Below are 24,141 nucleotides of genomic sequence, written 5' to 3'. Positions count from 1 at the left end.
CATCCGGGCGTGTCCACCTCGAACGAGCCCGCCAGCACCGAACCGGCGCCGACCCCCGGCGAGCGCGCGAGCTCGGCGGTGGACAGCGATTCCCTCGACCCCGCCGACCGCGTCGCGCCGACCTGGACCGAGCCGCTGGCGCAGAAGCTCAGCCGGCCCTTCGGCGGCCGGCTCGGGCGGCACGCGCAGGTCGGGCGCCAGTGGTTCTGGACGCCGCTGCGGGTGATCTTGTTCTTCGCGGTGCTGGTGCTGGCCGCGGCCTGGCTGTTCAAGGCGCCCTGCCAGGTCACCTACGACACCGGCAACGGGCCGCAGCTGGACTGGCGGAACAGCAAGCAGTACACCGCCATGTGCTACACCGACATCATCCCGCGCTACGGCATGGGCGACCTCGCGCCGGACGACGCGTTCCCGTACAAGACGGCCTGGCTGGAGAACGCCGGCACGTCGCAGGAGAAGGTCCGGTACATGGAGTACCCGGTGCTGACCGGGGTGTTCCAGTGGATCAACGCGCGGGCCGCGGACGGTTGGGCGACCTTGGCGGGCCACGGCTGGCTGCCGGGCGGCCTGACCAGCGTGCTGTACTTCAACATCTCGGCGTTCTGGCTGGCCGCGGCCTGGTTGGTGACGATCTGGGCGCTGGTGCTGCTGTGCCGCCGGCGGGTCTGGGACGCCGCGCTGGCCGCCGTGTCGCCGCTGGTCTTCGTGCACGCCTTCACCAATTTCGACGCCCTGGCCACGGCTTTCGGCACCGCCGGCCTGCTCGCGTGGGCGCGGCGCAGGCCCGTGCTGGCCGGGGTGTTGATCGGGCTCGGCGGCGCGACGAAGCTCTACCCGCTGTTCTTCCTCGGCCCGCTGCTGGTGCTGGCCTGGCGCGCCGGGAAGATGGCGGACGCGCTGCGCACGGTGCTGGCCGCCGCGCTGGCCTGGCTGGTGGTCAACGTGCCGGTGCTCGTGCTCTACCCGGAGGGCTGGCGGGAGTTCTTCCGGCTCAACAACGAACGCCCGGCCGACCCGGACTCGCTGTACAACGTGCTGATGTACTTCACCGGCTGGGCGGGTTTCGACGGCCCGCTGCGGGACGGCGCCACGCCGACGGTGCTGAACGCGGTCAGCCTCGGCCTGTTCCTGGTCGCCTGCCTCGGCATCGGGTGGCTGGCGCTGGCCGCGCCGACCCGGCCGCGGCTGGCGCAGCTGTGCTTCCTGGTGGTCGCGGCGTTCCTGCTGACCAACAAGGTGTGGAGCCCGCAGTACTCGCTCTGGCTGGTGCCGCTGGCGGTGCTGGCGATTCCGCGCTGGCGGCTGCTGCTGACCTGGATGATCGTCGACGCCGCGGTGTGGGCGCCGCGGATGTACTACTACCTCGGCACCGGCAACAAGGGCCTGCCGGAGGGCTGGTTCCTGGGCGCGGTGGTGATCCGAGACGCGATGGTCGTCGCGCTGTGCGTGCTGGTCGTCCGGGAGATCGTGCGGCCGGAGCGGGACAAGATCCGCGCGGCGCTCGCGATGCGGGGCGGGCGGGAGCCGGGCGCGGTCGACGACCCGTGCGGCGGCTTCCTGGACGGCACGCGAGACCGATTCGTGTTACCCGGTGTCGCCCGTTGGGGTAAGGAACGGTCCGGGCAGGGGATGCGCACCTCAGCGTCGAGGCGGTGATCTTCCGCCACCGATGGAGGTGCTTCGCTGATGGTCGGCCGACGATCCCTCACCCAGGTGCTCACCGCGCTGGCCGAGACGCCGCCGGGCGTGCTGGAAGTCCGCCTGGGCGAGGCGACCTGCCACGACCTGTCGCCGCTCACCGCGACGTTCCCGTGGTTGAGCCCGTTCTTCCCCGGTGACCTGAGCGCGTCGCCGCTGGTCCGCTACGAGATCCGCCGCGCGGCGGACGGGCTCGCGCCGTTCGCGGTGACCGTCGACGGCGAGCGGCGGGCCATCGGCACGGTCGGCCGCGGGGGCCTGGTTTCGGCGCAGGTCCCGCTGACCGACGAGAAGGCGACCGAGGTCGTGGTGACCTCCGGCGGGCAGGTCCTGGCGAACCGCACCTACCACGCCCGCTGCTGATCGACCCGCCGAAGCGAGGTGCCCGCCAGGGTCCCCCGCCGGGCGGGCACCGGCGCGTCCGGGGTAGGCCCGCGGTCGGACGGGGCGTCAGCCCGCGGTCGGATCCGGTTCAGGGGGATCTCGGGGTCGTCCCCTGACGCACCGCGGCGCCGGCTCGGCGAGCATTGAGGCATGACGACGTACCGCATGGCACTGTCCCGGCCGAGCGACAAGGCGATGATCGCGGGGGTGTGCGCCGGTCTGGCCGACCGGTTCGGGATGAAGCCGTTCACCGTCCGCCTGCTGTTCCTGCTGTCCTGCCTGCTGCCCGGCCCGCAGTTCGTGATCTACATCGTGCTCTGGATCCTGATCCCGAAGCGCTGACCGGCCGCGGGCTAGGCGCGGCGGACGCACCAGGCCGTGACCAGCAGCGTGCTGGCGACCAGGCTGAGGACGGCGACGAGCGCGGACCGCACGAGCAGCGCGGCGCTCGTCGCGTCCGCGCTCAGCGCCAGCAGCAGCGGGAACGCCAGCGGAATCCACTTCGCCAGCAAGGTGATCGCGAACAGCGCCGCCGCCGCGATCACCGTGTACCCGATGCGGCGGACGACCAGCCCGGAGCAAGGCAGGGCGACGGCGATGCCGAACGCGGCGCACGCGACGTGCGCCAGCAGGCCGATGCCGAGATCGCCCGGCGGGTAGTCGAGCCCGTGCGAGATCTCCGCCCAGGCAACGGAAAGCACCGCGAGCCCGATCGAGCAGCACAGCACCGCGAGCACGACACCGGCCAGCATCCGGGCCATCGATCCGGCGTGCGCGCGGGTGACCGTGCGCTGCACGACGTCCTCCACGTCGACCAGCGCGATCGTCAACCAGCCGGCCACGACCAGCAATCCCGCCGCGGTCACCGCGAAGCCGGGCAGCGCCGGGCCGTCGTTGTTGCTGTAGAAGATGGCCAGCAGCCCGATGTAGAGCAGCGCCGGCGGCAGGTAGCGCTGCGAGTGGCCGAGGATGGCCAGCTGGTAGCGGATCAGCGGGATCACCGCGCGGCCACCGAGAGCACCGCGCAACCCTGCTGGATCGCCTTGAGCAGCAAGGATTCCCGAGCTTCCACGGTCACCACCAGCGTCACGTCCGAGTGGCCCGGGCGCACCGCCTGCACGCCGGGCTGCGCCGCCCAGTCGACGGATTCGCCGTCTCGCAACACGATCCGGCAAGTCTCGACCTCGGCTTCGAGCGGTTCGAGGCGCCCGTCGGCGAGCCGGTGCGAGCGGGTGGCCAGCGCCCGCACCGCTTCCGGCCGGTGGTCGGTGAACACGATGGCCGTGCCCGCCGCCGAGACCTCGCCGATCACCTCGGTGAGCATGCCGCGTGCGTCGGGATCCAGGCCCGACCACGGTTCGTCCAGCACCAGGAGCTCGGGATCGCACAGCAGCGCCTGCGCGATCCCGACCTTCTGCGCGTTGCCCTTCGACAGCTCGCGCAGCGAGGTGTCCGGGCCGCCGGCGAGCGCGAAGCGGTCGAGCCAGCCGTCGGCCCGGGCAGTGGCCTCCATAGTGGACAGTCCGCCGATCCGGCCCAGGTGGCGGAGGTAGGCGCGGGCGCTCATCCGCTGCCGAGCGGGAAACCGGTCCGGCACGTACCCGATGCGCGGCCGCCCGGTGACGGTGCCGCCGGACGGCCGGGAGACCCCGGCGAGGATCCGCAGCAGCGTCGACTTCCCGGACCCGTTGGCGCCCAAGATCCCGACGGCCGCACCGGTCGGCACGTCGAGGTCAACGCCCCGGAGCACCGACCGGGCGCCATGGCGCTTGGTGACGCCCGAAAGTTCCCGCACCACCACGTCAGATCCCCTCGCAAGTCGTCCTCCGGTGCGCCGACACCCCGGAGGGACGCAATTTCAATGGAAATCAGAGGTTCGATTTCCATCGAGCTGGACATACATCAGGTTGGGCACCCACAGTCCAGGCGGGCGCTGAGGTTCCGCCACCCGCACCGCCACGCAAAACGAGGCTGGAAAACCTCATTGAAATTGCGGTGGTCAGCGGCGGGCGTGGGCGTCGAGGACGTAGGCGATGGCCGAGGTGACCTTGGCCGCGAATGCCAGGTGCAGCGACTCGTCCGGCACGTGCGCGTTGCTGTCCGGGCCGAGCGCGCCGGTCACCACGAACTGCGCGTCCGGGTAGGCGTTGTGCAGCAGGCCCATGAACGGGATCGAGCCGCCGAGGCCCATCGTCCGCCAGCCCGCGCCGAACACCTCGTCGCTCGCCTGGTCCAGCGCCGCGGCCAGCCACGGCGCGAGGTCGGGCGCGTTCCAACCCAGCCCGGTCTCGGCGTGCCCGAAGGTCACCTTCGCGCCGTAGGGCACGTCGGTGGTCAGCCGCTCCTGGACCGCGCGGATCGCGGCCTCGGGGTCGGCGGTCGGCGGCAACCGGAAGCTCAGCAGCAGCGTCGTGTAGGGCCGCAGCACGTTGCCCGCGTCCGCGGGCTTCGGCAGCCCGTCGGCGCCGATCACCGAGAGCGTCGGCCGCCAGGTGCTGTTCAGGGCGAGCTCGACCTCGTCCTCGTCGACCGGCCGCAACCCCTCCGGCCACGGCACGACGTTGCGCACCAGGCCGGGCACGGCCTCGATCGCGGCGCGCACCTCGGCGACGCGGTTCTCCGGGATCTGCACGGTCAGCTCGGGCACCAGGACCTCGCCGGTCGCGGAGTCCTCCAGCCGGTCCAGCAGCTCCCGCAGCACGCGGAACGAGCTGGGCGCGATGCCGCTGGCGATGCCGGAGTGCAGGCCGCTGTCGAGCACCTGAACCTTGACTTCGAGCTGCACCATGCCGCGCAGCGAGTTCGTCAGCCACAGCCGCTCGTAGTCGCCCGCGCCGGAGTCCAGGCACACCACCAGCGACACGGCGCCGAGCCGGTCGGACAGGTGCTCCAGGTAGGCGGGCAGGTCGGGGCTGCCGGACTCCTCGCCGGTCTCCAGCAGCACCACGCAGCGCGCGTGCGCGCCGCCGTGCGCGCGGACCGCCTCGATGGCGGTGATCGCCGCGTACCCGGCGTAGCCGTCGTCGGCGGAGCCGCGGCCGTACAGCCGGCCGTCGCGGACCACCGGCGTCCACGGCCCGAGGCCCTCGGACCAGCCGCCGACCGGCGGCTGCTTGTCGAGGTGGCCGTAGAGCAGCACCGTCTCGTCCGGCGCGCCCTCGCTGGCCGGGATGTCCACCAGGAGCAGCGGGGTGCGTTCCGGCAGCCGCACGACCTCGATGTTCGCGCCGGCGATGTCCCGCGCCGCGACCCACGCGCGCAGGTGCTCGATGGCGGCGTCGAGATGCCCGGAGGCGACCCACTCGGAGTCGAAGGAGGGCGAGATCGCCGGGATCTTCACCAGCTCGGAGAGGCTCGGCAGGACGGATTCGTCCCACGCCTGGTCAACGGTCTTCGCTACGGCTGCACGATCCACGCCGCGATCCTATGCCCGCACCGACCGGGCCGTCGCCAATGGCCGGAACTGCTCAAACAGCCGCCCGGAGCGACGTTCCGCAGCTCCGGGGCCGTGTCCGTTTCGCGCTGCTACAGCGACACAAAGTGCACACGGCCGAAGCGCACCCCGCTGCGGTCAGCTGCCGCTTCCCACGGCCGCGGAGGTGGTGGCCGCGATGGCGCCGGCGCTGATCGCCGCGGTCGCGGCCGCGACCGCGGCCTCCACTGCCTTGCCGAGCTGCTCGCCCTTGCTGATCTCCTTCAGCCGCTTGCGCTCTGCTCGCTCCAGCCCGAGCGACCGGACCAGGTTGGTCGCGTGCACCATCGCCGCGAGCAGCGCCCGGCGGTTGTCCAGCGCGATCTCGTCGCGGGCGACCGCGCGCAGTTCGGCGATCAGCGCCTGCCGCGCCGCGGGGTCGGGGAAGTACTTGTCGTACGGGATGAACAGCACCGACTTCTCCTCGCGGCGCATCAGGCCCCGTTCGGCGAGGGCGGCGCAGTGCACCTTGCGCGCGCTCTTGCGGTGCTGGATGAAGCTCTGCGCGGCCACCGGCTTGTTCGCCGGCCCCGCCTTCTTGACCAGGTATGCCATGCAGTCGTCGAGCCAGCCGATGCCGCTCGGGCTCGCGTCGAGCACCTGGATCTTCTTCCGGACGAAGTCGATCCGGTGCTGCAGCACGAGCTCGCCGAGTTCCGCTGCGCCGGTGTAGTCGGACATCGAGTAGTGCGAGCCGTTGTCCTTCTGGAGCAGCAGCGCGAACTCTTCGGGCAGGGTCAGCGTGGTCATGCCGCCCAGTCTCGCAGCGAATCGCGGCCGACGCGGCCGAATCGGACCGGCTGGACGCGGCCCATCGCCGCCCGGCAGCGCACAGCCAGCGGCGGCGGGGTTCAGCCGCCCGCCGCGACGATGATCGCCGGGACCGCCGTGATCGCCGCCAGCGCCGCCGAGACCGCCGCGCCGACGGCGTTGCCCAGGTCCTCGGTCTCGGCGATCGACTTCAGCCGGTTCCGCTGCGCGCGGTCGAAGTCGAGCAGGTACACCAGCCCGCTGCGGTAGGTCACCGCGCTGAGCAGGGCCAACCGCTCGTCGACCGGCCGCCGGTCGGCGGCCAGTTCGTGCAGCTCGGCGACCAGCGCGCCGCGGACACCGCGATCCGGGTGGTAGCGGTCGTCCGGCAGCACGCCCAGGAACTTCCGCCGTTCGCGGCGCAGGAGCCCGTGCTCGACCAGCACCTGGCGATGCGTCGCGAACGTGCCGGTGCGCCCCGCCAGCCACCAGCTCAGGTCGATCGGCCGGTTCGGCCGCCCGGCCCGTTGCCGGAAGTCCTCGAACAGCCGGTCCATCCACGGCAGTCCGCTCGAACCGGAGTCGACCAGGCGCACCGCCGTGCCGGTCAGCTCGACGCGGCCCCGCAGGACCAGCTCGCCGATCTCGGCTGCGGCGGTCGCCGTGTTCGGGTTCGCGCTGACGAAGTAGGTGCCGTTGTCCTTGTGCAGCAGCAGGACGAACTCGTCGGGCAGCGCGAGCGGGTTGGGGAACTCGGCCATGGGTCCAGTTTGTCCTATTTTCTCCGCCGGAGACACCGGCTTCGCAATATCGGTACCGCGATGGTCCACAAAGCATTAGTCGGACCTCCATTACTTCGATGACCTGCGGTTTTGCCTTTTCCGGCGGCGAACTACGGTGATCACACGGGAGGACGCCGACCGGGCCGCGGTCGGGCCGAATCCCTGTGGCAGGGCTCACGAAAACGACCGGTTTCGTGCCAGGATGACGGGGAGCGATCCAACCGCTCCGGCCGGAACGCCAGGCGATCCACCAGATCACCTGCGGTTTCGCCGGGGCAGTCGGGCCACACCGCCACAAGCGGGTGGGCCGGCGCGACACGAGGAGATCACGCATGTCCCCCGAGCAATGGACGCGACCCGAGACCGAAGGCACCACCGGCCCCCCTGCCGCTGTCGCAGCGAAACCCACACGGGAGCAGGTGATCGCCGGTTTGCGCGCCACGAGCGAAGGTGGAGCTGACCTGGTTCAGCTACTCACCCCAGAAGGTCAGCGGGTCGAACACCCGGACTTCGACATCGACGTCTCCGACGCGCAGCTGCGCGACCTGTACCGGGACATGGTGCTGGTGCGCCGCGCCGACCGGGAGGGCAACGCCCTGCAGCGCCAGGGCCAACTGGGCATCTGGGTGCCGTTGCTCGGCCAGGAAGCCGCCCAGATCGGGGCCGGCCGGGCGCTGAAGCCGCAGGACATGGCCTTCCCCAGCTACCGCGAGCACGGCGTCGCCTGGTGCCGCGGCATCGATCCGACCGACCTGCTGGGCATCTTCCGCGGCACCGACCACGGCAGCTGGGACCCGGTCGACACCCGGTTCCACCTGTACACGATCGTCATCGGCAACCAGTGCCTGAACGCCACCGGCTACGCGATGGGCCAGCGCTTCGACGGCAAGGTCGGCGAGCCCGACGGCGAGGCCACCATGGTCTTCTTCGGCGACGGCGCCACCAGCCAGGGCGACGTGCACGAGGCGATGGTGTGGTCGGCCGTCTACGACGCGCCGGTGGTCTTCTTCTGCCAGAACAACCAGTGGGCGATCTCCGAGCCGCTGGAGCGCCAGACCCGCGTGCCGCTCTACCGGCGCGCCAGCGGGTACGGCTTCCCCGGCATCCGGGTGGACGGCAACGACGTGCTGGCCAGCCTCGCGGTCAGCAAGTGGGCGCTGGACGAGTGCCGCCAGGGCAACGGCCCGGTGCTGATCGAGGCGTTCACCTACCGGATGGACGCGCACACCACCTCCGACGACCCGACCCGGTACCGGCTGGCCGACGAGCACGAGGCCTGGAAGCTCAAGGACCCGATCGAACGGCTGCGCGTGCACCTGGTCCGCGAGCAGATCGCCGACCAGGGCTTCTTCGACGGCGTCGACGCCGAGGCCGACGAGCTCGCCGCCCGGCTGCGCGACTTCTGCTTCAACATGCCCGAACCACCGCCCGAACGGATGTTCTCCGAGGTCTACGCCGAGGAAACCCCGCAGCTGGCCGCCCAGCGCGAGGACTACCTGCAGTACCTGGCCGGATTCGCCGACGAGGCGATGGCAGGAGGTGTGCGCTGATGGCCGCGCCCGCGTTGGAACGCCCGACCGCCACGGCGGGGACCCAGACCGTCACGATCGCCAAGGCGCTGAACATGGGCCTGCGCGCGTCGCTGGAACGCGACCCGAAGGTCCTGGTGATGGGCGAGGACGTCGGCAAGCTCGGCGGCGTCTTCCGGATCACCGACGGCCTGCAGAAGGACTTCGGCGAGCACCGCGTGCTGGACACCCCGCTGGCCGAGTCCGGCATCATCGGCGCCGCCATCGGGCTGGCCATCCGCGGCTACCGCCCGGTGTGCGAGATCCAGTTCGACGGCTTCATCTTCCCCGGCTTCGACCAGATCGTCTCCCAGCTGGCCAAGCTGCACTTCCGCAGCCAGGGCAAGCTGAAGATGCCGGTCGTGGTGCGGGTGCCCTTCGGCGGCGGCATCGGCGCCGTCGAGCACCACTCGGAGTCGCCGGAATCGCTGTTCGCGCACATCGGCGGCCTGAAGGTGGTGTCCTGCTCGAACCCGGTGGACGCCTACTGGATGCTGCAGCAGGCCATCGAGTGCGACGACCCGGTGCTGTTCTTCGAGCCGAAGCGCCGCTACTACGAGAAGGCCGAGCTCGACCCGAGCACGCCGCCGATCCCGCTGTTCAGCTCGCGCGTGGCGCGCGCCGGTTCGGCGGTGACCGTGGCGGCGTACGGGCCGATGGTCCGCACCTGCCTCGACGCGGCGGCCGCGGCGGCCGAGGACGGGCTGGAGCTGGAGGTCATCGACCTGCGCACGCTGTCGCCGCTGGACCTGGACCCGGTGTTCGAGTCGGTGCGCCGCACCGGCCGGCTGGTGCTGGTCAGCGAGGCCCCGGCGGAGGCATCGGTCACCTCGGAGATCGCCACGAGGGTGCAGCAGGAGTGCTTCTACTCGCTGGAGGCCCCGGTGCTGCGCGCGACGGGCTTCGACACGCCCTACCCGCCCAGCAAGCTGGAGGAGGGCTACCTGCCCGACCTGGATCGGGTGCTCGACGCGGTCGACCGCTCGTTGGCGTACTGAAAACGGCCCGTCTTCTCCGAACTCGTGCTGCACTGCCGTGCCGTCCGGACGCGGTTCTCCGCAAGTTCCATTGAAATCGAAGGTTCGATTTCAATGGAAATTGCGGACTCCGGCGCCAAGCACAGGCTGCGGCTCCGCGGCGGCGCGAGTTGCGAGGGCGGGCCAAGCGGCTTCGCCGCTTCAAAGACAAAATCAAGACCGAGTTCGCCAACAGGCTCTGAAGGAGTCGTTCGATGGCACTGAAGCACTTCCCGCTGCCCGACGTCGGCGAGGGGCTGACCGAAGCGGAAATCCTCGGCTGGCGCGTCCAGCCCGGTGACGCCGTCACCGTCAACCAGGTGATCGTCGAGATCGAGACGGCCAAGGCGTCCGTCGAGCTGCCCTGCCCGTGGGCCGGCACGGTCCGCGAGCTGCTCGTCGACCCGGGGCAGACCGTCGAGGTCGGGTCGCCGATCATCGCGATCGACCTCGAAGGCTCGGCCGGTGGAGCCGCCCCCGCCGAGGGGTCCGGCAAGATCGGCGAGGAGTCCAACGGCCGCATCGCCACGCTGGTCGGCTACGGCCCGCGGACGGCGAGCGCCAAGCGCCGCCCGCGCAAGGGCCGGGTGCCCGCCGCCGCGCAGGTCGTGGAGGTTCCGGCGCCCGAACCGGTCGCGGTGGAGCCGGTGCCCGAACCTGTCGTGGTGGAGCAGGGCGGCTACGTGCCGCTGGCGAAGCCGCCGGTGCGCAAGCTGGCCAAGGACCTCGGCGTGGACCTGACCGCGCTCAGCGGGTCCGGCGCCGGTGGCGTGATCACCCGCGAGGACGTGCAGTCCGCCGCGACCGCCGGGCTGCCCGCGGCGGCCGAAGCGCCGGCCGGGCGGGAGCGGCGGGTGCCGATCAAGGGTGTCCGCAAGGCGACCGCGCAGGCGATGGTGGACAGCGCGTTCACCGCCCCGCACGTCACCGAGTTCCTCACCATCGACGTCACGCCGATGATGGAGCTGAGGGAACGCCTGAAATCGCACCCGGAGTTCCGCGGCGTCAAGGTCACGCCGCTGGCGTTCGCGGCGAAGGCCGTGTGCCTCGCGGCCCGCCGGACCCCGGACGTCAACGCCACCTGGGACGGGGCGGCCGGCGAGATCGTCTACAAGGACTACGTGCACCTGGGCATCGCGGCGGCCACGCCGCGCGGCCTGGTGGTGCCCAAGGTCCGCGACGCCGACCGGATGTCCCTGAAGGAGCTGGCGGAGGCGCTGGAGCGGCTCGCCACGACCGCGCGGGAGGGCAAGACGACCCCGGCGGAGATGGTGGGCGGCACGATCACGATCACCAACGTCGGCGTGTTCGGCGTCGACACCGGGACGCCGATCCTCAACCCGGGCGAGTCCGCGATCCTCGCGCTCGGCGCGATCCGCGACATGCCGTGGGTGGTGGACGGCCGGGTGGTGCCCCGGAAGGTCTGCCAGCTCGCGCTGAGCTTCGACCACCGGGTGGTCGACGGCCAGCAGGGCTCCCAGTTCCTCGCGGACGTCGGAGCGCTCCTGGCCGACCCGAGCATGGCCATCACGTACTGATCCGCACCGAGGAGGCGCCTCCCACCGGCAGCACCGGTGGAAGGCGCCTCCTCACGCGCGCTTGAAGGTGCGGACGCCTTCGGCCGGCGTCCAGTGCCGGATGACCAGGTGGGTCTGGTCGTCGGAGAGGCCGGTGGTGGTCACCTCGGTGAGGTCCAGGCGGAAGAGGTGCGAGTCCTCGCTCGGCGGCTTGGCCTCCTCGATCCAGGCCCGCAGCTCGTCGCCGGTGACCTCGACCGCCCGGCCGGCGATCTTCACGTCCGGGGTCGCCATCGAACCGTCGCCGGGGTTGGCGTGCAGCGCGAACCGCTGATCCCGACGCAGGTCCAGGGCCTTCTTGGCGCCGGGCATCGAGCCCAGCGTGAGTTCCGGTCCGCGCCAGCCGACCTCCGTGCCGCTGACCCGCGGCGAACCGTCCCGGCGCAGCGTGGCCAGCACGTGGTGCTTGGCCGCCTCCAACCGCGCCCGGACGCTTTCCGCCAGTTCGGGCGCTTGTTCGGCGAATTCCTGCCACGACGTCATGCGCGCCATGTTGGCAGGCCGCACCGACACTCGCGGGACGCGGCGAACGGCCTGTTCACCTCGTCTTGTGAGGCGAACAGGCCGTTCGCGCAAAACCGGAATCGGGTCAGTCGCCCTTGCGGCGCCGTCCGCCGCGCCGGGATCCGCCGCCCGCCGATGCCGACGCCGCCACCGGCTCGGCCGCCTCCGCGGGCTCGTCCGCCGACGACTTCTGCTCGTCGTACTCGCGGAGGAAGTCGAACGAGTGCTTGTCGAAGTCGTGGATGTCGATCTCGGGCAGCTCGCCGAGCTCGTTGTTCAGTTCCCGGAAGATCGGTGTCTCCAGGTCAGGGGTGGTCTTCTTCACCGCTTCGCCCTCCCGTTCACTCTCGAAGCTGTGGCCGGGCCGCCGCGCGCGACGTCGTCGCCCACCGCGTCCCGTTCCGAGCCCTCCCCGAGGAGCTCGCCCGGCGCAGCCGGACACCGCAAGGTGCCCGTCCCACGTCGGTGTGACGCGCGCCGAGGCGGATGATGACTCCACCGCCGACGACATTCATCCATTCGGACCAGTCCCATGGTGCACTTGCCGTGTAGCGCCGATGCACGGGCCCACGAAATGGTGCACCGCTGCAGTTCAACCCGCGCTCACTTTGTGCAATTCCGCACCGTGGCGAGCGCCACTCCGCGAACCCGGGCAAACCATGGCCAACCGAGCTTTCCGGGCCACTAGCGGAGCTGGCCGAGGATCTGGCTGTGGGTGCCCCAGAGCACCTGGATGTTCTGCTTCCGCATGTTCTCGAACGAGTCGTCCCCGCCGATGAAGATCGGGATCTTGTTCCCGACGCACTCGTCGAAGGCCAGCGGGAGCTGCCCCGGGTACTCCGCCGCCCACTCGCCGAGATGCCGCTCGCCGAGGTCCTTGATGTCGACGAGCACGTCGTCGTGGAACCGGGAGAAGGCGACGGGGAACGGGCTCACCTCGCCGGTGTTGGGGTTGAGCAGCAGGATGTGCGGATCGTCGGGCGTCCCGGACCCGGTGTCGATGGCCCACTGCTGCCCGAGCCAGTCGAAGCCGAAGCAGGCCACCCGCCCGTCCAGCTCGGGGAACGCGTCCACGACGTAGCCGTCGATCACCGCCGCGCTCGCCGGGGTGTGCACCCGGTACAGCCCGTCGTCGAAGGTGCTGCCGCCGAGCTGCGAGAACAGCGGCGCGAGGACGGGGTGGACGGAGCCGGGAACCTCCTGCCCGCCGCCGGAGGCGGTGAGCCGGTAGGCGTCGAGGAACTGTTCGAACATGCCGCGATGCTGGCACCGCCGAACGGCCGGCGGAGCGGCTTTCGAAGATCGGGCCGCCGCGGGAACGCGCGACGGCCCGGCGGGCTCAAGCGATGTGCTTGCCGGAGATGGCCCTGGCCACCACCAGCTGCTGGATCTGCTCGGTGCCTTCGAAGATGTCGTAGATCTTGGCGTCGCGGTGCATCCGCTCCACCGGGAATTCCCGGGTGTAGCCGTTGCCGCCGAGGATCTGGATCGCCCGCTCCGTCGCCCAGGTGGCCACCCGACCCGCCTTGAGCTTCGACATCGAGCCCTCGCCCGCGGTGAACCCGCCGTTGCGGCCCAGCCACGCCGCCCGCCACACCAGCAGCCGCGCCGCGTCGATCTCCATCCGCATGTCGGCCAGCGTGAACGCGATCGACTGGTTCTCGATGATGGGCCGCCCGAAGGTCTCCCGCTGCTGCGCGTACTCCAGGGCGGTCTCGTAGGCCGCCCGCGCGATGCCGATGGCCTGCGCGCCGACGGTCGGGCGGGACAGCTCGAAGGTCTTCATCGCCGCCTGCGAGCTGGCCTTGCCGCCCTCGCGGGCGCGGGCCAGCCGCTCGTCCAGCTTCTCCTTGCCGCCCAGCAGGCAGCTGCCGGGCACCCGCACGTCGTCCAGGAACACGTCGGCGGTGTGCGAGGCGCGCAGCCCGTGCTTGCGGATCTTGCTCGGCGCCTCCAGGCCCTTGGTGCCCGGCGGCACCACGAACGCGGCCTGGCCGCGGGAGCCCAGCTCCGGGTCCACGACCGCCTGCACGACGTGCACGTTCGCGATTCCGCCGTTGGTGGCCCACGCCTTCTGGCCGTTGAGCACCCACTCGTCGGTGGCCTCGTCGTAGACCGCGCGGGTGCGCATCGCCGCGACGTCGGAACCGGCCCCGGGCTCCGACGAGCAGAACGCCGCGACCTTCGGGTCGTCCGCGTCGCCGTAGCACTGCGGCACCCACTCGGCGAGCTGGTCGGGCGTGCCCGCGGCGAAGATCCCGGCTACCGCGAGGGTGGTGCCGAAGATCGCCATGCCGATGCCGCCGTCGCCCCAGAACAGCTCCTCGTTGGCGATCGGCAGCGACAGGCCGGTGTCGTCGGCCCAGAACGTGGCCAGCGTTTCGAAGCCGTAGAGCCCGATCTTGGCGGCCTCCTGGATGATCGGCCAGGGGGTTTCCTCGCGCTCGTCCCATTCCCGCGCGGCCGGCCGGATGGTCTGCTCGGCGAAGCCGTGCACCCAGTCGCGCAGCTCCTGCTGTTCCTCGCTCAGTTCCAGGGAGAAAGTCATCGCCGTCCTGTCGGTGTAGTCCGGCCGCAGCCGTGGCGCCTGCCTGTTCTTGAACTCGGCTCTATTCTTCGTTTTTGAAGCGGCGAAGCCGCTAAGCCCATCCTCGCAACTTGCACCGCCGCGGGTTCTCAGACGTCGCCTGGGCGAGGGCCGGACATACTCAAGTCGGGGCAGTCCAGGCGACGGCCGTAATTCCCGCAGGGGGCCGCCACCCGCACCGCCGCGAAAATGAGCCGTGCATTCTTTCAGGCCTTGGGGATCTGGAAGAGCTTCGTCAGACCGGCGGCGAAGCCGAGGTCGCCGGCGACCTTGAGCTTGCCCTTCATGAACAGCATGGGCGCCGAGGCGTTGCCGGAGGCCAGTTTCAGGAAATCCGCCGGAGGCGTCGTGATCGTCACCCGCGGCTCGTGCTGCGGGTCCTTGCTGACGGTGCACTGGCCGTCGGCCAGCACGCATTCGTAGCGCAGCAGGTCGTCATCAGTGCCGATCCGCCACCGCACCACGGCCTCGATCGAGCCGGCCTTCTCGGTCTTGTAGTGCTCGCCCATCCGCCGGAACACCTCGTCGAGGATGCGTTCGCGCAGCTCGGGACGTTCCATCACGGCTTCGACCTGGGCGTCGGAGGCGCGCGAGATCAGCCGCGCGAACTGCTCCGGTCGCAGCGCGCTCAGGTCGACCGGGGTGCCGCTGCCGGCGATCTCGGAGGCGGCTTCGAGCAGTGCGACGAACTCTTCCTTGCCGACCTTCTTGGGGTCGACCTCGCCGAGGGCCGCGATCGGGTCGGTCTCGGGTTGGGGCATCGGTGCCACCTCCATTACCTACTCGTGAGTAAGACTACGTTCGAGTAGGTTCGAAGGCAAGCGGGCGCGGCGGATCTGATCTGATCTAGCCTGACCGGAAAAGACCAGCGTAAGAGGTGAGATGGTCGATCGTCAGGACAACGGCCGCCCCCGGTCGCGGCGCCTGCCGCGGGCGGTTCGCGAGCGGCAGATCCTGGACGCCGCGGTCGAGGTGTTCGCCACGCACGGCTTCCACACCGCGTCGATGGACGAGATCTCCGAGGTCGCGGGCATCTCCAAGCCGATGCTCTACGCCTACCTCGGTGCCAAGGACGAGTTGTTCGTGGCCTGCATCCGGCGGGAGGCGGCCCGGCTGATCGAGGCGATCAGCACGGCCGTCGAAGCCGGGCTCAGCCCGGACGAGCAGCTGTGGCGCGGCCTGCAGGTGTTCTTCGAGTACGTGCACCAGAACCAGGCGGGCTGGACCGTGCTGCACCGGCAGGCGAACCTGCAGGGCGAGCCGTTCGTCTCGGAGCTGGTGGAGTGGCGGGAGCGGGCGACCAGCCTGATCGCGGCGCTGCTGGCGCAGGCGACCGCGGCATCGGCGCAGCCGATGCAGGCGGAGCAGACCGAGCCGTTCGCGGTGGCCCTGGTCGGGGCCGGCGAGTCGCTGGTGGAGTGGTGGTTCCAGCATCCCGAGCACGCCGCCGAGGGGATGGCGATGCGCCTGATGAACATGGTCTGGATGGGCTTCGGCGACCTCGTCGAAGGCCGCTCCTGGACCCCGAGCCCCTAGTGGACCGCAATTTCAATGGAAATCGAAGGTCCGATTTCCATTGAAATTGCGGAAGTTCTCCACAGCCACGGGGAGTTCTCCACAGGGTTCGGTGTGTCGTGGTCCCGACACGCCGAAGGGGTGCAGTTTCAATTGAAACTGGGGTCACGTCTGGAGCTGGGGTCGGCTTGCCTCAGCGGATCTCGCCGAACAGGTGGGGTTTGCCGGAGCGGGCGTGGAGGGCGAAGTTCCAGCCGGTGTCCTGCCTGCTCATCGTGAAGTCCACTGTGGATGGCAGCAGCAGCGGCTTGCGGAACTCGACGTCCACCGAGTACGCGTCCGGCAGCCGCTCCGCGAACGCCGCCAGGCAGCGGGCCTTCGACCACATGCCGTGCGCGATCGCCCGCGGGAACCCGAAAGCCTTGGCCGTCAGGGGATGCAGGTGGATCGGGTTGCGGTCTCCGGAAACCGCCGCGTACCGCCGCCCGGTGTCGCCCGGCACCCGCCAGGTCGCCGTCGGCTCCCCCGTCGTGCCCAGCTCCGATGCCGCTGCCGGCTGCCTCGTCGCCTCGCGGTCTGGCGTCGCTTCGCCTGGCTGCCCTGACGCCTCGCCCAGCTCCGATGCCGCTGCCAGCTGCCTCGTCGCCTCGTCGTGGTCTGGCGTCGGCTTGCCTGGCTGCCTCGTCGCCTCGTCGTGGTCTGGCGTCGGCTTGCCTGGCTGCCTCGTCGCCTCGTCGTGGTCTGGCGTCGGCTTGCCTGGCTGCCCTGATGCCTCGTCGTGCTCTGGCGTCGCTTCGCCTGGCTGTCTCGCCGGCTCCCCGGCTGCGTCCCGTGGCCGCGCCTCGCCGCGCTCCGCCTGCTCGGGCGCTCCGCCGCGCCGGAGGTAGGTGCTGACCTCCCGCCACACCACCTCGCCGCCCGCGCTGGTCTCGGTGATGACGTCGAACTGCCGCCCCTTCGGGTGCGGGCGCAGGCCGGCCACCCGGACCCGCTGCGTCAGCACGTCGGTGACCAGCAGCGGGCGCTCCTGGCGGATCGTGTTGGTCACGTGCACCAACCCGACCAGCGGGAACGGGAACCCCGGATCGGTCATCAGCCGCACCGACAGCGGGAACGACAGCACGTGCGGGTAGGTGATCGGGAGCTCGTCGCGCAGCCCGAACCCGCACACCCGGTTGTACTCGGCGAGCTGATCGCGGTCGATCTCGATGTCGCGCCGCAGGTACTCGGTGTCCGGCAGGCCGTCGCCGCGCCGGGTCGGCCCGGTCGCGACCGCCTTGAGGTACAGCGCGGAAAGCTTCGGTGCAGTGCTCAGTTCCGGCATCGCGGGTTTCCGTTCCGTCGACTGGTTCGGGGATCAGGCGCCGAGGAGGCTCTGGCCGCAGACCCGGACCACGTTGCCGTTCACCCCGGCCGACGCCGGGTCGGCGAACCAGGCGATGGTCTCCGCGACGTCCACCGGCAGCCCGCCCTGGGACATGCTGTTCATCCGGCGGCCCGCCTCGCGCACGAACAGCGGGACGGCCGCGGTCATCTTGGTCTCGATGAAGCCCGGCGCGACCGCGTTGATGGTGGCCCCGCGGCTCGCCGCGATCCCGGCGATGGATCGCACGTGCCCGATCACGCCGGCCTTGGAGGCCGCGTAGTTGCCCTGCCCGACGTTGCCCGCGATGCCGCTGATCGAGGCGACGCCGATGATCCGCCCGCCGGGCCGCAGCGGGGAGCCGGCGGCGAGCAGCAGTTCGTTGATCCGCTCCTGCGCGGTCAGGTTCACCGCGAGCACCGCGTCCCACTGCTGCGACGTCATCCGGCCGATCGTCTTGTCCCGCGTGATGCCGGCGTTGTGCACCACGACGTCGAGCCCGCCGTGGCGCTGCGCGAAGTGCTCCGCGATCCGGTTGGGCGCGTCGTCGGCGGTGATGTCCAGCTGCAGCGTCGAGCCGCCGATGCGGTTGGCGACCTTGGCGAGGTCGCCGCCCTGCGCGGGCACGTCCAGGCACACCACGTGCGCGCCGTCGCGCGCGAGGGTCTCCGCGATCGCCTCGCCGATGCCCCGCGATGCGCCGGTGACCAGGGCGATCTTGTCGCGCAGCGGGCTTTCCCGGTCGACCTCCGGCACCTCCGCCGGGCCGACCCGGACCACCTGCCCGGAGACGTACGCGGACTTCGACGAGAGCAGGAACCGCAGCGTCGAGTCGAGCGCGCCCTCGGCTCCCCTGGCGACGTAGACCAGCTGCGCGGTCGCGCCGCGCTTGAGCTCCTTGCCCGCCGTGCGGACGAAGCCTTCGAGAGCGCGCTGCGCGGTGTGCGCGCGTGGGTCCTGCTGCTCTTCGGGCGGTGCGCCGAGCACGATCACCCGGCCGCAGCGGTCGGTCTGGCGGATCGTCGGGCCGAAGAACTCGCGCAGCTCGCGCAGTTGTTCACTGCTTTCGATGCCGGTCGCGTCGAAGATCAGCGCTGAGTAGCGCTCGCCTTCGGCCGGGGTCTGGTGGACCTTGGTGTGAACGTCGTCGAGGGTCGCCGCGATCGCGTCGCCGAGCCGGCCGCCGGGCGCGGCGCCGACCAGCACCGGGCCGCTGACCACGGGATCGCCGGGGCGGTAGCGGCGCAGCGGCGTCGGCGCGGGCAGGCCGAGCCGCTTGACGACCTGCCGCCCGATCGGGGACAGGGTGAACTGCTGGTACCGGTCGGCCATGTGGACACTCCCGCGGGTTGGGGGCGCGAAGTTCGCTCGACGACAAACCTACCCACGGGTAGGTTAGGTTGCCAGAGAGCATCGCATCAACTAGGGAGTCAGGCCATGGCCACCGTTCGGCGAGTAGCGATCATCGGCGGCAACCGGATTCCGTTCGCCCGGTCCGGTGGCCCCTACGCCCGCGCCTCCAACCAGGACATGCTCACCGCGGCCCTGGACGGGCTGATCGCGCGGTTCGGGCTGCAGGGCGAGCGGCTCGGCGAGTTCGTCGCCGGGGCGGTGCTGAAGCACAGCCGCGACTTCAACCTGGCGCGCGAGACCGTGCTGGGCTCCCGGCTCGACCCGCGCACCCCCGCCCACGACGTGCAGATGGCCTGCGCGACCGGGCTGGAGAGCGTGGTGTCGGTGGCGAACAAGATCGCCCTCGGCCAGCTCGACGTCGGCATCGCCGGCGGCGTCGACTCGGCCAGCGACGCGCCGATCGCGGTCAACGAGGACCTGCGCCGCGTTCTGCTGCGGGCCAACCACGCCAAGACCGCGGCCGGCCGGCTGAAGGCGCTGGCCGGCGTCCGGCCGCAGCACGTCGTGCCGGAGATCCCGCGCAACGCCGAGCCCCGCACCGGGCTTTCGATGGGCGAGCACGCCGCGAAGACCGCGCTGGCCTGGGGGATCGGCCGCGAGGAGCAGGACGAGCTGGCCGCGCGCAGCCACCAGCGGCTCGCCGCCGCTTACGACCGCGGCTTCTTCGACGACCTGATCACGTCGTTCCAGGGCCAGGCCCGCGACCAGAACCTGCGGCCGGACAGCTCGGCGGAGAAGCTCGCCAAGCTCAAGCCGGTGTTCGGCCGCGGCGAGGGCGCGACCATGACCGCGGGCAACTCGACGCCGCTGACCGACGGCGCGTCCACCGTGCTGCTGGCCAGCGAGGAGTGGGCCGAGCAGCGGCGGCTGCCGGTGCTGGCCTACCTCGGCGAGGTGGTGTCCGGCGCGGTCGACCACGTCAGCGGCGACGACGGCCTGCTGATGGCCCCGGCCTACGCGGTTCCGAAGCTGCTCGACCGGACGGGCCTGGAGCTGGGCGACTTCGACTTCTACGAGGTGCACGAGGCGTTCGCCTCGCAGGTGCTGGCGACCCTGAAGGCCTGGCAGGACCCGGAGTTCTGCAAGGACCGGCTCGGCCGGGCCGAGCCGCTGGGCGAGATCGACCCGGCGAAGCTCAACGTCAACGGCTCGTCCCTGGCGGCGGGCCACCCGTTCGCGGCAACGGGCGGCCGGATCGTGGCGACCCTGGCGAAGCTGCTCGCGGAGAAGGGCTCGGGCCGGGGCCTGATCTCCATCTGCGCGGCGGGCGGCCAGGGCATGACGGCGATCCTCGAACGCTGACCCGGCACCCGGGGAGCTCCGTCTTGGCTGCTCAGAACCCGTGAGTGCTTTGTGCTGCTACAGCGGCACAAAGCACTCACGGGTTCGTAATGCTCGGCGGGCTCCAGCGGGGTTCGTCGGTGCCGTAGGCGTGGACGAAGGGCCAGGTCAGGGGTTTTCCGTCGATCCGGCCGGGCGGGGCGACCGCGGTGATCCGGCCGTCCGGGGAGTCGAGTCCGGTCAGCCAGCGTTCGGCGTCCGCCGGGACCGGCGGGCGTTCCGCGCGGGGTAGGCCGAGGAGCCAGTGCGCGGTCCGGGCCAGGGAGAGTTCGCGCAGCCAGGTGCCACCGGACTCGGATTGCCGCCGCAGGCCGTCGAGCACCGCCGCCGCGCAGAGGTAGCCGGTGCCGTGGTCGAGCAATTGGCAGGGCAGCGCGCCCGGTTCGTCCGATGTGGACTCGACGGTGGCGATTCCGGAGGCGGCCTGCACGATGCTGTCGAAGCCGCGCCGCTCGCCCCACGGCCCGGCCGTTCCCCAAGCCGACAGCGAGACCACCACCAGGCCCGGATGCCGTTCGGCGAGCTCCTCGGCGCCGAGCCCGAAGCGGCGGAGCGCGCCCGGCCGGTAGCCGTGCACGAGCACATCGGCCCCGGCCAGCAGTTCGTGAAGCAGCGCAAGGCCTTCCGGCTCGTCCGCGTCGAGCACGGCGGTCCGCTTGCCGAGCAGCGTGTCGTAGCTGCCGGGGCGTTCCGGGCGGTGCGGCGGGTCGATGCGCAGCACGTCCGCGCCGAGCGCCGCGAGGAAGCGGGTGCACACCGGCCCGGCGATCACCCGCGTCAGGTCGAGCACCCGGAGCCGGTCTCCCCCGCTCCGCGGCGCGGCGTCGCCGATCCGGTCCGTCCTGACGAGCGGCTGCGCCGCGACGGCCCGCCCCGGCGGCTCGGCCAGCCATTCCTGCGGAGTGCGCACGGCGGCGGCGATCCCACCGGCCTCGACCACGCGTGATTCCACCTCGCGCGCCGGGAGTTCCCCGATCGCCGACGCCACGGCCGCGACGTCATCGGGCGTGCCGAGCGCGCGCCCCAGCGCTTCGCGGTGCCACGGGTAGTTGCCGTGCGTGCGGACCCAGCCGTCCGCGGTTCGCCAGAACCGCGACATCGGCGCGAAGCCGTCCAGCGGTGGCTCGCCGTCGAGCCGGAGGTGGGCCTCGCTGCGCATCGCGGCGGCGATGTGCCCGGTCGCGAGCTCGACGGGCCGCCGGGTCGACGTGAGCAGCGCCGCGCCGACGCAGGCGATCGCGGTGTCCTCCACCGGCAGTCGTGATGCGAGGTGCCCGAGGCCGCCGACCACCGCCAGCTCGGCGGGATCGCGATCGACCCCGAGTGTTCCCAGCGCTTCCGACAACGGGTTCAGCCAGGGCTCCATGGCCAGATCCTCGGTGCTCGAAGCGGCCACCGCAGCAGGTCCGGCCGAAGATCACAGGCCCCGGATTCCGGAGTATCGCTCGGTCTAGCGATTTCCCTAGACGAGTGGATATCCGTCGAGCCGGCGCCAACACACCCATCGCGGTTTCTCGCCGAATATCGAATCAGCGCTAGACGACTGGATAAAGTCCGAGGAATGGACCCGGTCCGCAACCCCTTCGCCCCTGGCGCCGGACAGCGGCCGCCCGAACTGGCCGGCCGGGATCGCGAGGTCGACGCCTTCGACGTCGTGCTCGAACGAGTCGCGCGCGGTCGCCCGGAGCGCAGCCTCGTGCTCACCGGCCTGCGCGGCGTCGGCAAGACGGTGCTGCTCGGCGAGCTGCGTTCGATGGCGGTCAAGCGCGGTTGGGGCGCGGGCAAGGTGGAAGCCCGCCCGGAGGCCGGGCTGCGGCGCCCGCTGTCCGCCGCGCTGCACCGCGCGATCCGCGATCTCGCCGTCCGGCACCGCGCCCCGGACCGCGTCGAGGAAGTGCTCGCCGTCCTGAAGGCGTTCGCGCTGAAGGCGAATCCGGAAGGCGCGAAGCTGCGGGACCGCTGGCAGCCGGGCATCGACGTGCCCGCCGCCCAGGGCCGGGCCGACTCCGGGGACATCGAGATCGACCTCGTCGAGCTGTTCACCGAGGTCGCCGAGCTGGCCGCGGACGTCGGCACCGGCATCGCGCTGCTGATCGACGAGATGCAGGACGTGCAGCCCGCCGACGTCTCGGCGCTGTGCGCCGCCTGCCACGAGCTGTCCCAATCCGGTGCGCCGCTGGTGGTCGTCGGCGCGGGGCTGCCGCACCTGCCCGCCGTGCTGTCGGCCAGCAAGTCCTACTCCGAGCGGCTGTTCCGCTACGTGCGGATCGACCGGCTGGACCGCTCGGACGCCGACCGCGCCGTCGTCGCCCCCATCGAGCGCGAGGACGCCGAGATCACCCCGGCCGCCCTGGACGCCCTGTTCACGATCTCCGGTGGCTACCCGTACTTCGTGCAGTCCTACGGCAAGGCGACCTGGGACGCGGCGGTGCGCGCGGAGATCAGCGACGAGGACGTGCGGCTGGCGGCGCCGGAAGCGGAGACCGAGCTCGCGGTCGGCTTCTTCGGCTCCCGCTACGAGCGGGCCACGCCCGCCGAGCGCGAGTACCTGCGGGCGATGGCGGAGCTCGTCGAGGGCCGTGACGAGCCGGCGCCGACGGCGTCCATCGCGGAGTACCTGGAGCGCCGCCCGTCCTCGCTGTCCCCGGCGCGCGACAGCCTGATCAAGAAGGGCCTGGTGTACTCGGGCGAACGCGGCCTGATCGCGTTCACCGTCCCGCACTTCGGCCGCTACCTGCTCACGCAGGAATAGCCCGGAAGAACCGGTTGGCGCTCGGCCGGAACATCGCCACCAGCGCGCCGGCCACGGCGATCACGTGCAGCGCGCGGACCAGGAGGAAGGCGAGCTGCCAGGCGTCCGCGGGTGCGGCGATCCCGCCGCCGGTCAGCGCCGAGACGAGCGGCGGCCCGACCATGCTCAGCATCCCGATGCCGCCGAGCAGCACGGCCAGCACGAAGCGCACCCAGTTCTGGCCGCTGCGGAGCCGGAGCACCAGGGCGGCGTAGATGAGCATCCGGACTGCGGCCTGCAGCAGCAGCGGGCCGGTCGGCGCCTGGACGACGTGGATCAGCGTTTCGACGACGCCGGCGCCCACGGCGATCAGCCAGAGCAGGGATCGAGTTCCGCACGGCGGCGGGTTGTTCGCGCACGGTCGGCCCCTTCCGAGAGGTGATCACCTCGGAGTGTGCTGCGCGGATCGCCGCAGCTCATCGGGCGTTCTCCCGGAGATGTCCCCTAGCGGGCCGGGCTGTCGCTACATCTTTCTAGGCTTATCTAGATCAGCTGCTAGAGAGCTGTATAAAGACCGATGACTTCGCTGGTCCGGGTCGAATCATGGGTGACCTGAGACACATGTCGACATGTGTGTAACGGGAAGCCGTCGGGCGTCGATATGCAGGATGACCCCGCGGTGCTGTCGGACCCCCGACCTGGCAGCATCGCGGGGCTTTCCAATTCCGGCACTCCGCCGGTATCGGGCATCTCGCCCACGTATCACCTGAAACCAGCCGAACCCGGCGTTATTCCCGGGTCCCCCGGTGAACCGTCGTGTGCGAAGGGAGTCGCGAATGGAAGCCGTCATCGTCCTGGTCGGCGCCCTGGTCCCCACCTTGGCGGCCACCGCCTTCTACGTCCGCGATCGCAACCGCCTCTGACCCGCGGCCGGGCGGGTCGGCCCAATCCGCCGACTCCGCGCGACCGCGTGCGGTTGACTGCGGGCGTGAGTGTTGAGCAGCAGCGCGCTCCCGAGCGCAGGTCCGGGAAAGGCGTGGGCGCAGGCCTGCTCGCGGCCGCGGTGATCACGCCGCTCCTGACGGCGGTCGAGTACTTCGTCGTCAGTGCGGCGTGGGTCGCCTGCCTCACCGACACCGAGCGCTACGGGTTCGCGCTGATGCTGTCGGTGCCGGTGCTGTTCGTGCTCAACGTCATCGTGTTCGGGGTGACCTTCCCGCTGATCTGCTCCGCCGCGCGCCGGCTCCGGCACCCGCGGACGGCGGCCGTCGCCGGCATCGCGCTGGTCGTCGCGGTGGCGTTCTACGCGGAGGTCGGGGCGGTGTACGCCTACTGGGCCGAGCCGGCCCAGCTCGGCGAGTGCGCCGACCACGTCCCGCCGTGGTGGCCCTCCTGGACCCGGGGCTGACCGGTCCGAGGAGTGAGACGCGACTAGGCACG

The 24,141-nt window shown here is 71.3% G+C and carries 24 protein-coding genes; 10 read left to right on the top strand and 14 right to left on the bottom strand.

The features are described 5' to 3' along the window. Positions 1-9 precede the first annotated feature (9 nt). From ACWEV3_RS24065 to ACWEV3_RS24055, 3 genes are all read left to right on the top strand, one after another. Positions 10-1,656 (top strand): glycosyltransferase family 87 protein, encoded by a 1,647-nt coding sequence (locus ACWEV3_RS24065; protein WP_452616084.1) that lies wholly within the window; start codon positions 10-12, stop codon positions 1,654-1,656. Positions 1,657-1,686: 30 nt separating this feature from the next. After that, complete coding sequence (locus ACWEV3_RS24060; protein ID WP_452616083.1) at positions 1,687-2,061, top strand: hypothetical protein; 375 nt, start codon at positions 1,687-1,689, stop codon at positions 2,059-2,061. Positions 2,062-2,232: 171 nt separating this feature from the next. Beyond that, on the top strand, positions 2,233-2,424 hold the full coding sequence (locus tag ACWEV3_RS24055) for a PspC domain-containing protein (protein WP_358568375.1): 192 nt from the start codon (positions 2,233-2,235) through the stop codon (positions 2,422-2,424). An 11-nt stretch (positions 2,425-2,435) separates the two neighbouring features. On the opposite strand, the gene ACWEV3_RS24050 is transcribed toward ACWEV3_RS24055, so the two are convergent. The 5 genes from ACWEV3_RS24050 to ACWEV3_RS24030 all read right to left on the bottom strand — a co-directional run bounded on the left by ACWEV3_RS24050 (position 2,436) and on the right by ACWEV3_RS24030 (position 7,065). Beyond that, positions 2,436-3,083 (bottom strand): hypothetical protein, encoded by a 648-nt coding sequence (locus ACWEV3_RS24050; protein WP_452616082.1) that lies wholly within the window; start codon positions 3,081-3,083, stop codon positions 2,436-2,438. Beyond that, the gene (locus ACWEV3_RS24045) at positions 3,080-3,877 is read right to left on the bottom strand and encodes an ABC transporter ATP-binding protein (protein ID WP_452616162.1); all 798 of its coding nucleotides are present in this window, start codon (positions 3,875-3,877) and stop codon (positions 3,080-3,082) included. The genes ACWEV3_RS24050 and ACWEV3_RS24045 overlap by 4 nt, the downstream gene beginning before the upstream one ends. Positions 3,878-4,081: 204 nt before the next feature. After that, positions 4,082-5,497: a M20/M25/M40 family metallo-hydrolase gene (locus ACWEV3_RS24040; protein WP_452616081.1), complete on the bottom strand. Its 1,416-nt coding sequence runs from the start codon at positions 5,495-5,497 to the stop codon at positions 4,082-4,084. Between the two features lie 156 nt (positions 5,498-5,653). Then, on the bottom strand, positions 5,654-6,304 hold the full coding sequence (locus ACWEV3_RS24035; RefSeq protein ID WP_452616080.1) for a GOLPH3/VPS74 family protein: 651 nt from the start codon (positions 6,302-6,304) through the stop codon (positions 5,654-5,656). 101 nt (positions 6,305-6,405) lie between these two features. Then, on the bottom strand, positions 6,406-7,065 hold the full coding sequence (locus tag ACWEV3_RS24030) for a GOLPH3/VPS74 family protein (RefSeq protein ID WP_452616079.1): 660 nt from the start codon (positions 7,063-7,065) through the stop codon (positions 6,406-6,408). Positions 7,066-7,418: 353 nt separating this feature from the next. Between ACWEV3_RS24030 and pdhA the strand changes: the two genes are divergently transcribed. The 3 genes from pdhA to ACWEV3_RS24015 all read left to right on the top strand — a co-directional run bounded on the left by pdhA (position 7,419) and on the right by ACWEV3_RS24015 (position 11,208). Then, entirely contained in the window at positions 7,419-8,636 is a 1,218-nt protein-coding gene (pdhA, locus tag ACWEV3_RS24025) for a pyruvate dehydrogenase (acetyl-transferring) E1 component subunit alpha (RefSeq protein WP_452616078.1), read from the top strand. Continuing rightward, on the top strand, positions 8,636-9,652 hold the full coding sequence (locus ACWEV3_RS24020; protein WP_452616077.1) for an alpha-ketoacid dehydrogenase subunit beta: 1,017 nt from the start codon (positions 8,636-8,638) through the stop codon (positions 9,650-9,652). Before pdhA ends, ACWEV3_RS24020 begins: the two co-directional genes overlap by 1 nt. A gap of 233 nt (positions 9,653-9,885) precedes the next feature. Next, complete coding sequence (locus tag ACWEV3_RS24015) at positions 9,886-11,208, top strand: dihydrolipoamide acetyltransferase family protein (RefSeq protein WP_452616076.1); 1,323 nt, start codon at positions 9,886-9,888, stop codon at positions 11,206-11,208. 51 nt (positions 11,209-11,259) lie between these two features. Here ACWEV3_RS24015 and ACWEV3_RS24010 read toward each other — a convergent pair whose 3' ends face one another. The 5 genes from ACWEV3_RS24010 to ACWEV3_RS23990 all read right to left on the bottom strand — a co-directional run bounded on the left by ACWEV3_RS24010 (position 11,260) and on the right by ACWEV3_RS23990 (position 15,099). After that, a complete protein-coding gene (locus ACWEV3_RS24010; RefSeq protein ID WP_452616075.1) occupies positions 11,260-11,730 on the bottom strand; it encodes a pyridoxamine 5'-phosphate oxidase family protein in 471 nt (156 codons plus the stop codon). 106 nt (positions 11,731-11,836) lie between these two features. Next, positions 11,837-12,076, bottom strand: a complete 240-nt coding sequence (locus ACWEV3_RS24005; protein WP_452616074.1) for a hypothetical protein — start codon at positions 12,074-12,076, stop codon at positions 11,837-11,839. 359 nt (positions 12,077-12,435) lie between these two features. Then, the gene (locus ACWEV3_RS24000) at positions 12,436-13,005 is read right to left on the bottom strand and encodes a hypothetical protein (protein WP_452616073.1); all 570 of its coding nucleotides are present in this window, start codon (positions 13,003-13,005) and stop codon (positions 12,436-12,438) included. 85 nt (positions 13,006-13,090) lie between these two features. Continuing rightward, complete coding sequence (locus ACWEV3_RS23995; protein ID WP_358391143.1) at positions 13,091-14,299, bottom strand: acyl-CoA dehydrogenase family protein; 1,209 nt, start codon at positions 14,297-14,299, stop codon at positions 13,091-13,093. 245 nt (positions 14,300-14,544) lie between these two features. Continuing rightward, entirely contained in the window at positions 14,545-15,099 is a 555-nt protein-coding gene (locus ACWEV3_RS23990; RefSeq protein WP_452616072.1) for an SCP2 sterol-binding domain-containing protein, read from the bottom strand. Between the two features lie 121 nt (positions 15,100-15,220). Here ACWEV3_RS23990 and ACWEV3_RS23985 point away from each other — a divergent pair, with 121 nt between their 5' ends. Then, complete coding sequence (locus ACWEV3_RS23985) at positions 15,221-15,874, top strand: TetR/AcrR family transcriptional regulator (protein WP_452616071.1); 654 nt, start codon at positions 15,221-15,223, stop codon at positions 15,872-15,874. Between the two features lie 172 nt (positions 15,875-16,046). Here ACWEV3_RS23985 and ACWEV3_RS23980 read toward each other — a convergent pair whose 3' ends face one another. Both ACWEV3_RS23980 and ACWEV3_RS23975 read right to left on the bottom strand, forming a co-directional pair. Further along, positions 16,047-17,177, bottom strand: a complete 1,131-nt coding sequence (locus ACWEV3_RS23980; protein ID WP_452616070.1) for a MaoC/PaaZ C-terminal domain-containing protein — start codon at positions 17,175-17,177, stop codon at positions 16,047-16,049. A gap of 33 nt (positions 17,178-17,210) precedes the next feature. Continuing rightward, positions 17,211-18,548 carry a 3-oxoacyl-ACP reductase gene (locus ACWEV3_RS23975; protein ID WP_452616069.1) on the bottom strand — a complete coding sequence of 446 codons (1,338 nt, stop codon included), beginning with the start codon at positions 18,546-18,548 and terminating at the stop codon, positions 17,211-17,213. Positions 18,549-18,653: 105 nt separating this feature from the next. Between ACWEV3_RS23975 and ACWEV3_RS23970 the strand changes: the two genes are divergently transcribed. Next, positions 18,654-19,931, top strand: a complete 1,278-nt coding sequence (locus ACWEV3_RS23970; protein ID WP_452616068.1) for an acetyl-CoA C-acetyltransferase — start codon at positions 18,654-18,656, stop codon at positions 19,929-19,931. A 76-nt stretch (positions 19,932-20,007) separates the two neighbouring features. Here ACWEV3_RS23970 and ACWEV3_RS23965 read toward each other — a convergent pair whose 3' ends face one another. After that, the gene (locus tag ACWEV3_RS23965; protein WP_452616067.1) at positions 20,008-21,336 is read right to left on the bottom strand and encodes a CoA transferase; all 1,329 of its coding nucleotides are present in this window, start codon (positions 21,334-21,336) and stop codon (positions 20,008-20,010) included. Between the two features lie 195 nt (positions 21,337-21,531). On the opposite strand from ACWEV3_RS23965, the gene ACWEV3_RS23960 reads away from it, so the two are divergent. After that, positions 21,532-22,722: an AAA family ATPase gene (locus tag ACWEV3_RS23960; protein WP_452616066.1), complete on the top strand. Its 1,191-nt coding sequence runs from the start codon at positions 21,532-21,534 to the stop codon at positions 22,720-22,722. Here ACWEV3_RS23960 and ACWEV3_RS23955 read toward each other — a convergent pair. Then, positions 22,709-23,065 carry a hypothetical protein gene (locus tag ACWEV3_RS23955; protein ID WP_452616065.1) on the bottom strand — a complete coding sequence of 119 codons (357 nt, stop codon included), beginning with the start codon at positions 23,063-23,065 and terminating at the stop codon, positions 22,709-22,711. The genes ACWEV3_RS23960 and ACWEV3_RS23955 overlap by 14 nt on opposite strands. A 624-nt stretch (positions 23,066-23,689) precedes the next feature. On the opposite strand from ACWEV3_RS23955, the gene ACWEV3_RS23950 reads away from it, so the two are divergent. Then, positions 23,690-24,109 (top strand): hypothetical protein, encoded by a 420-nt coding sequence (locus ACWEV3_RS23950; protein ID WP_452616064.1) that lies wholly within the window; start codon positions 23,690-23,692, stop codon positions 24,107-24,109. Positions 24,110-24,141 lie beyond the last annotated feature (32 nt).

Source organism: Saccharopolyspora sp. NPDC003752, from assembly GCF_053605825.1.
This window is presented reverse-complemented; position numbering and strand designations above follow the sequence as displayed.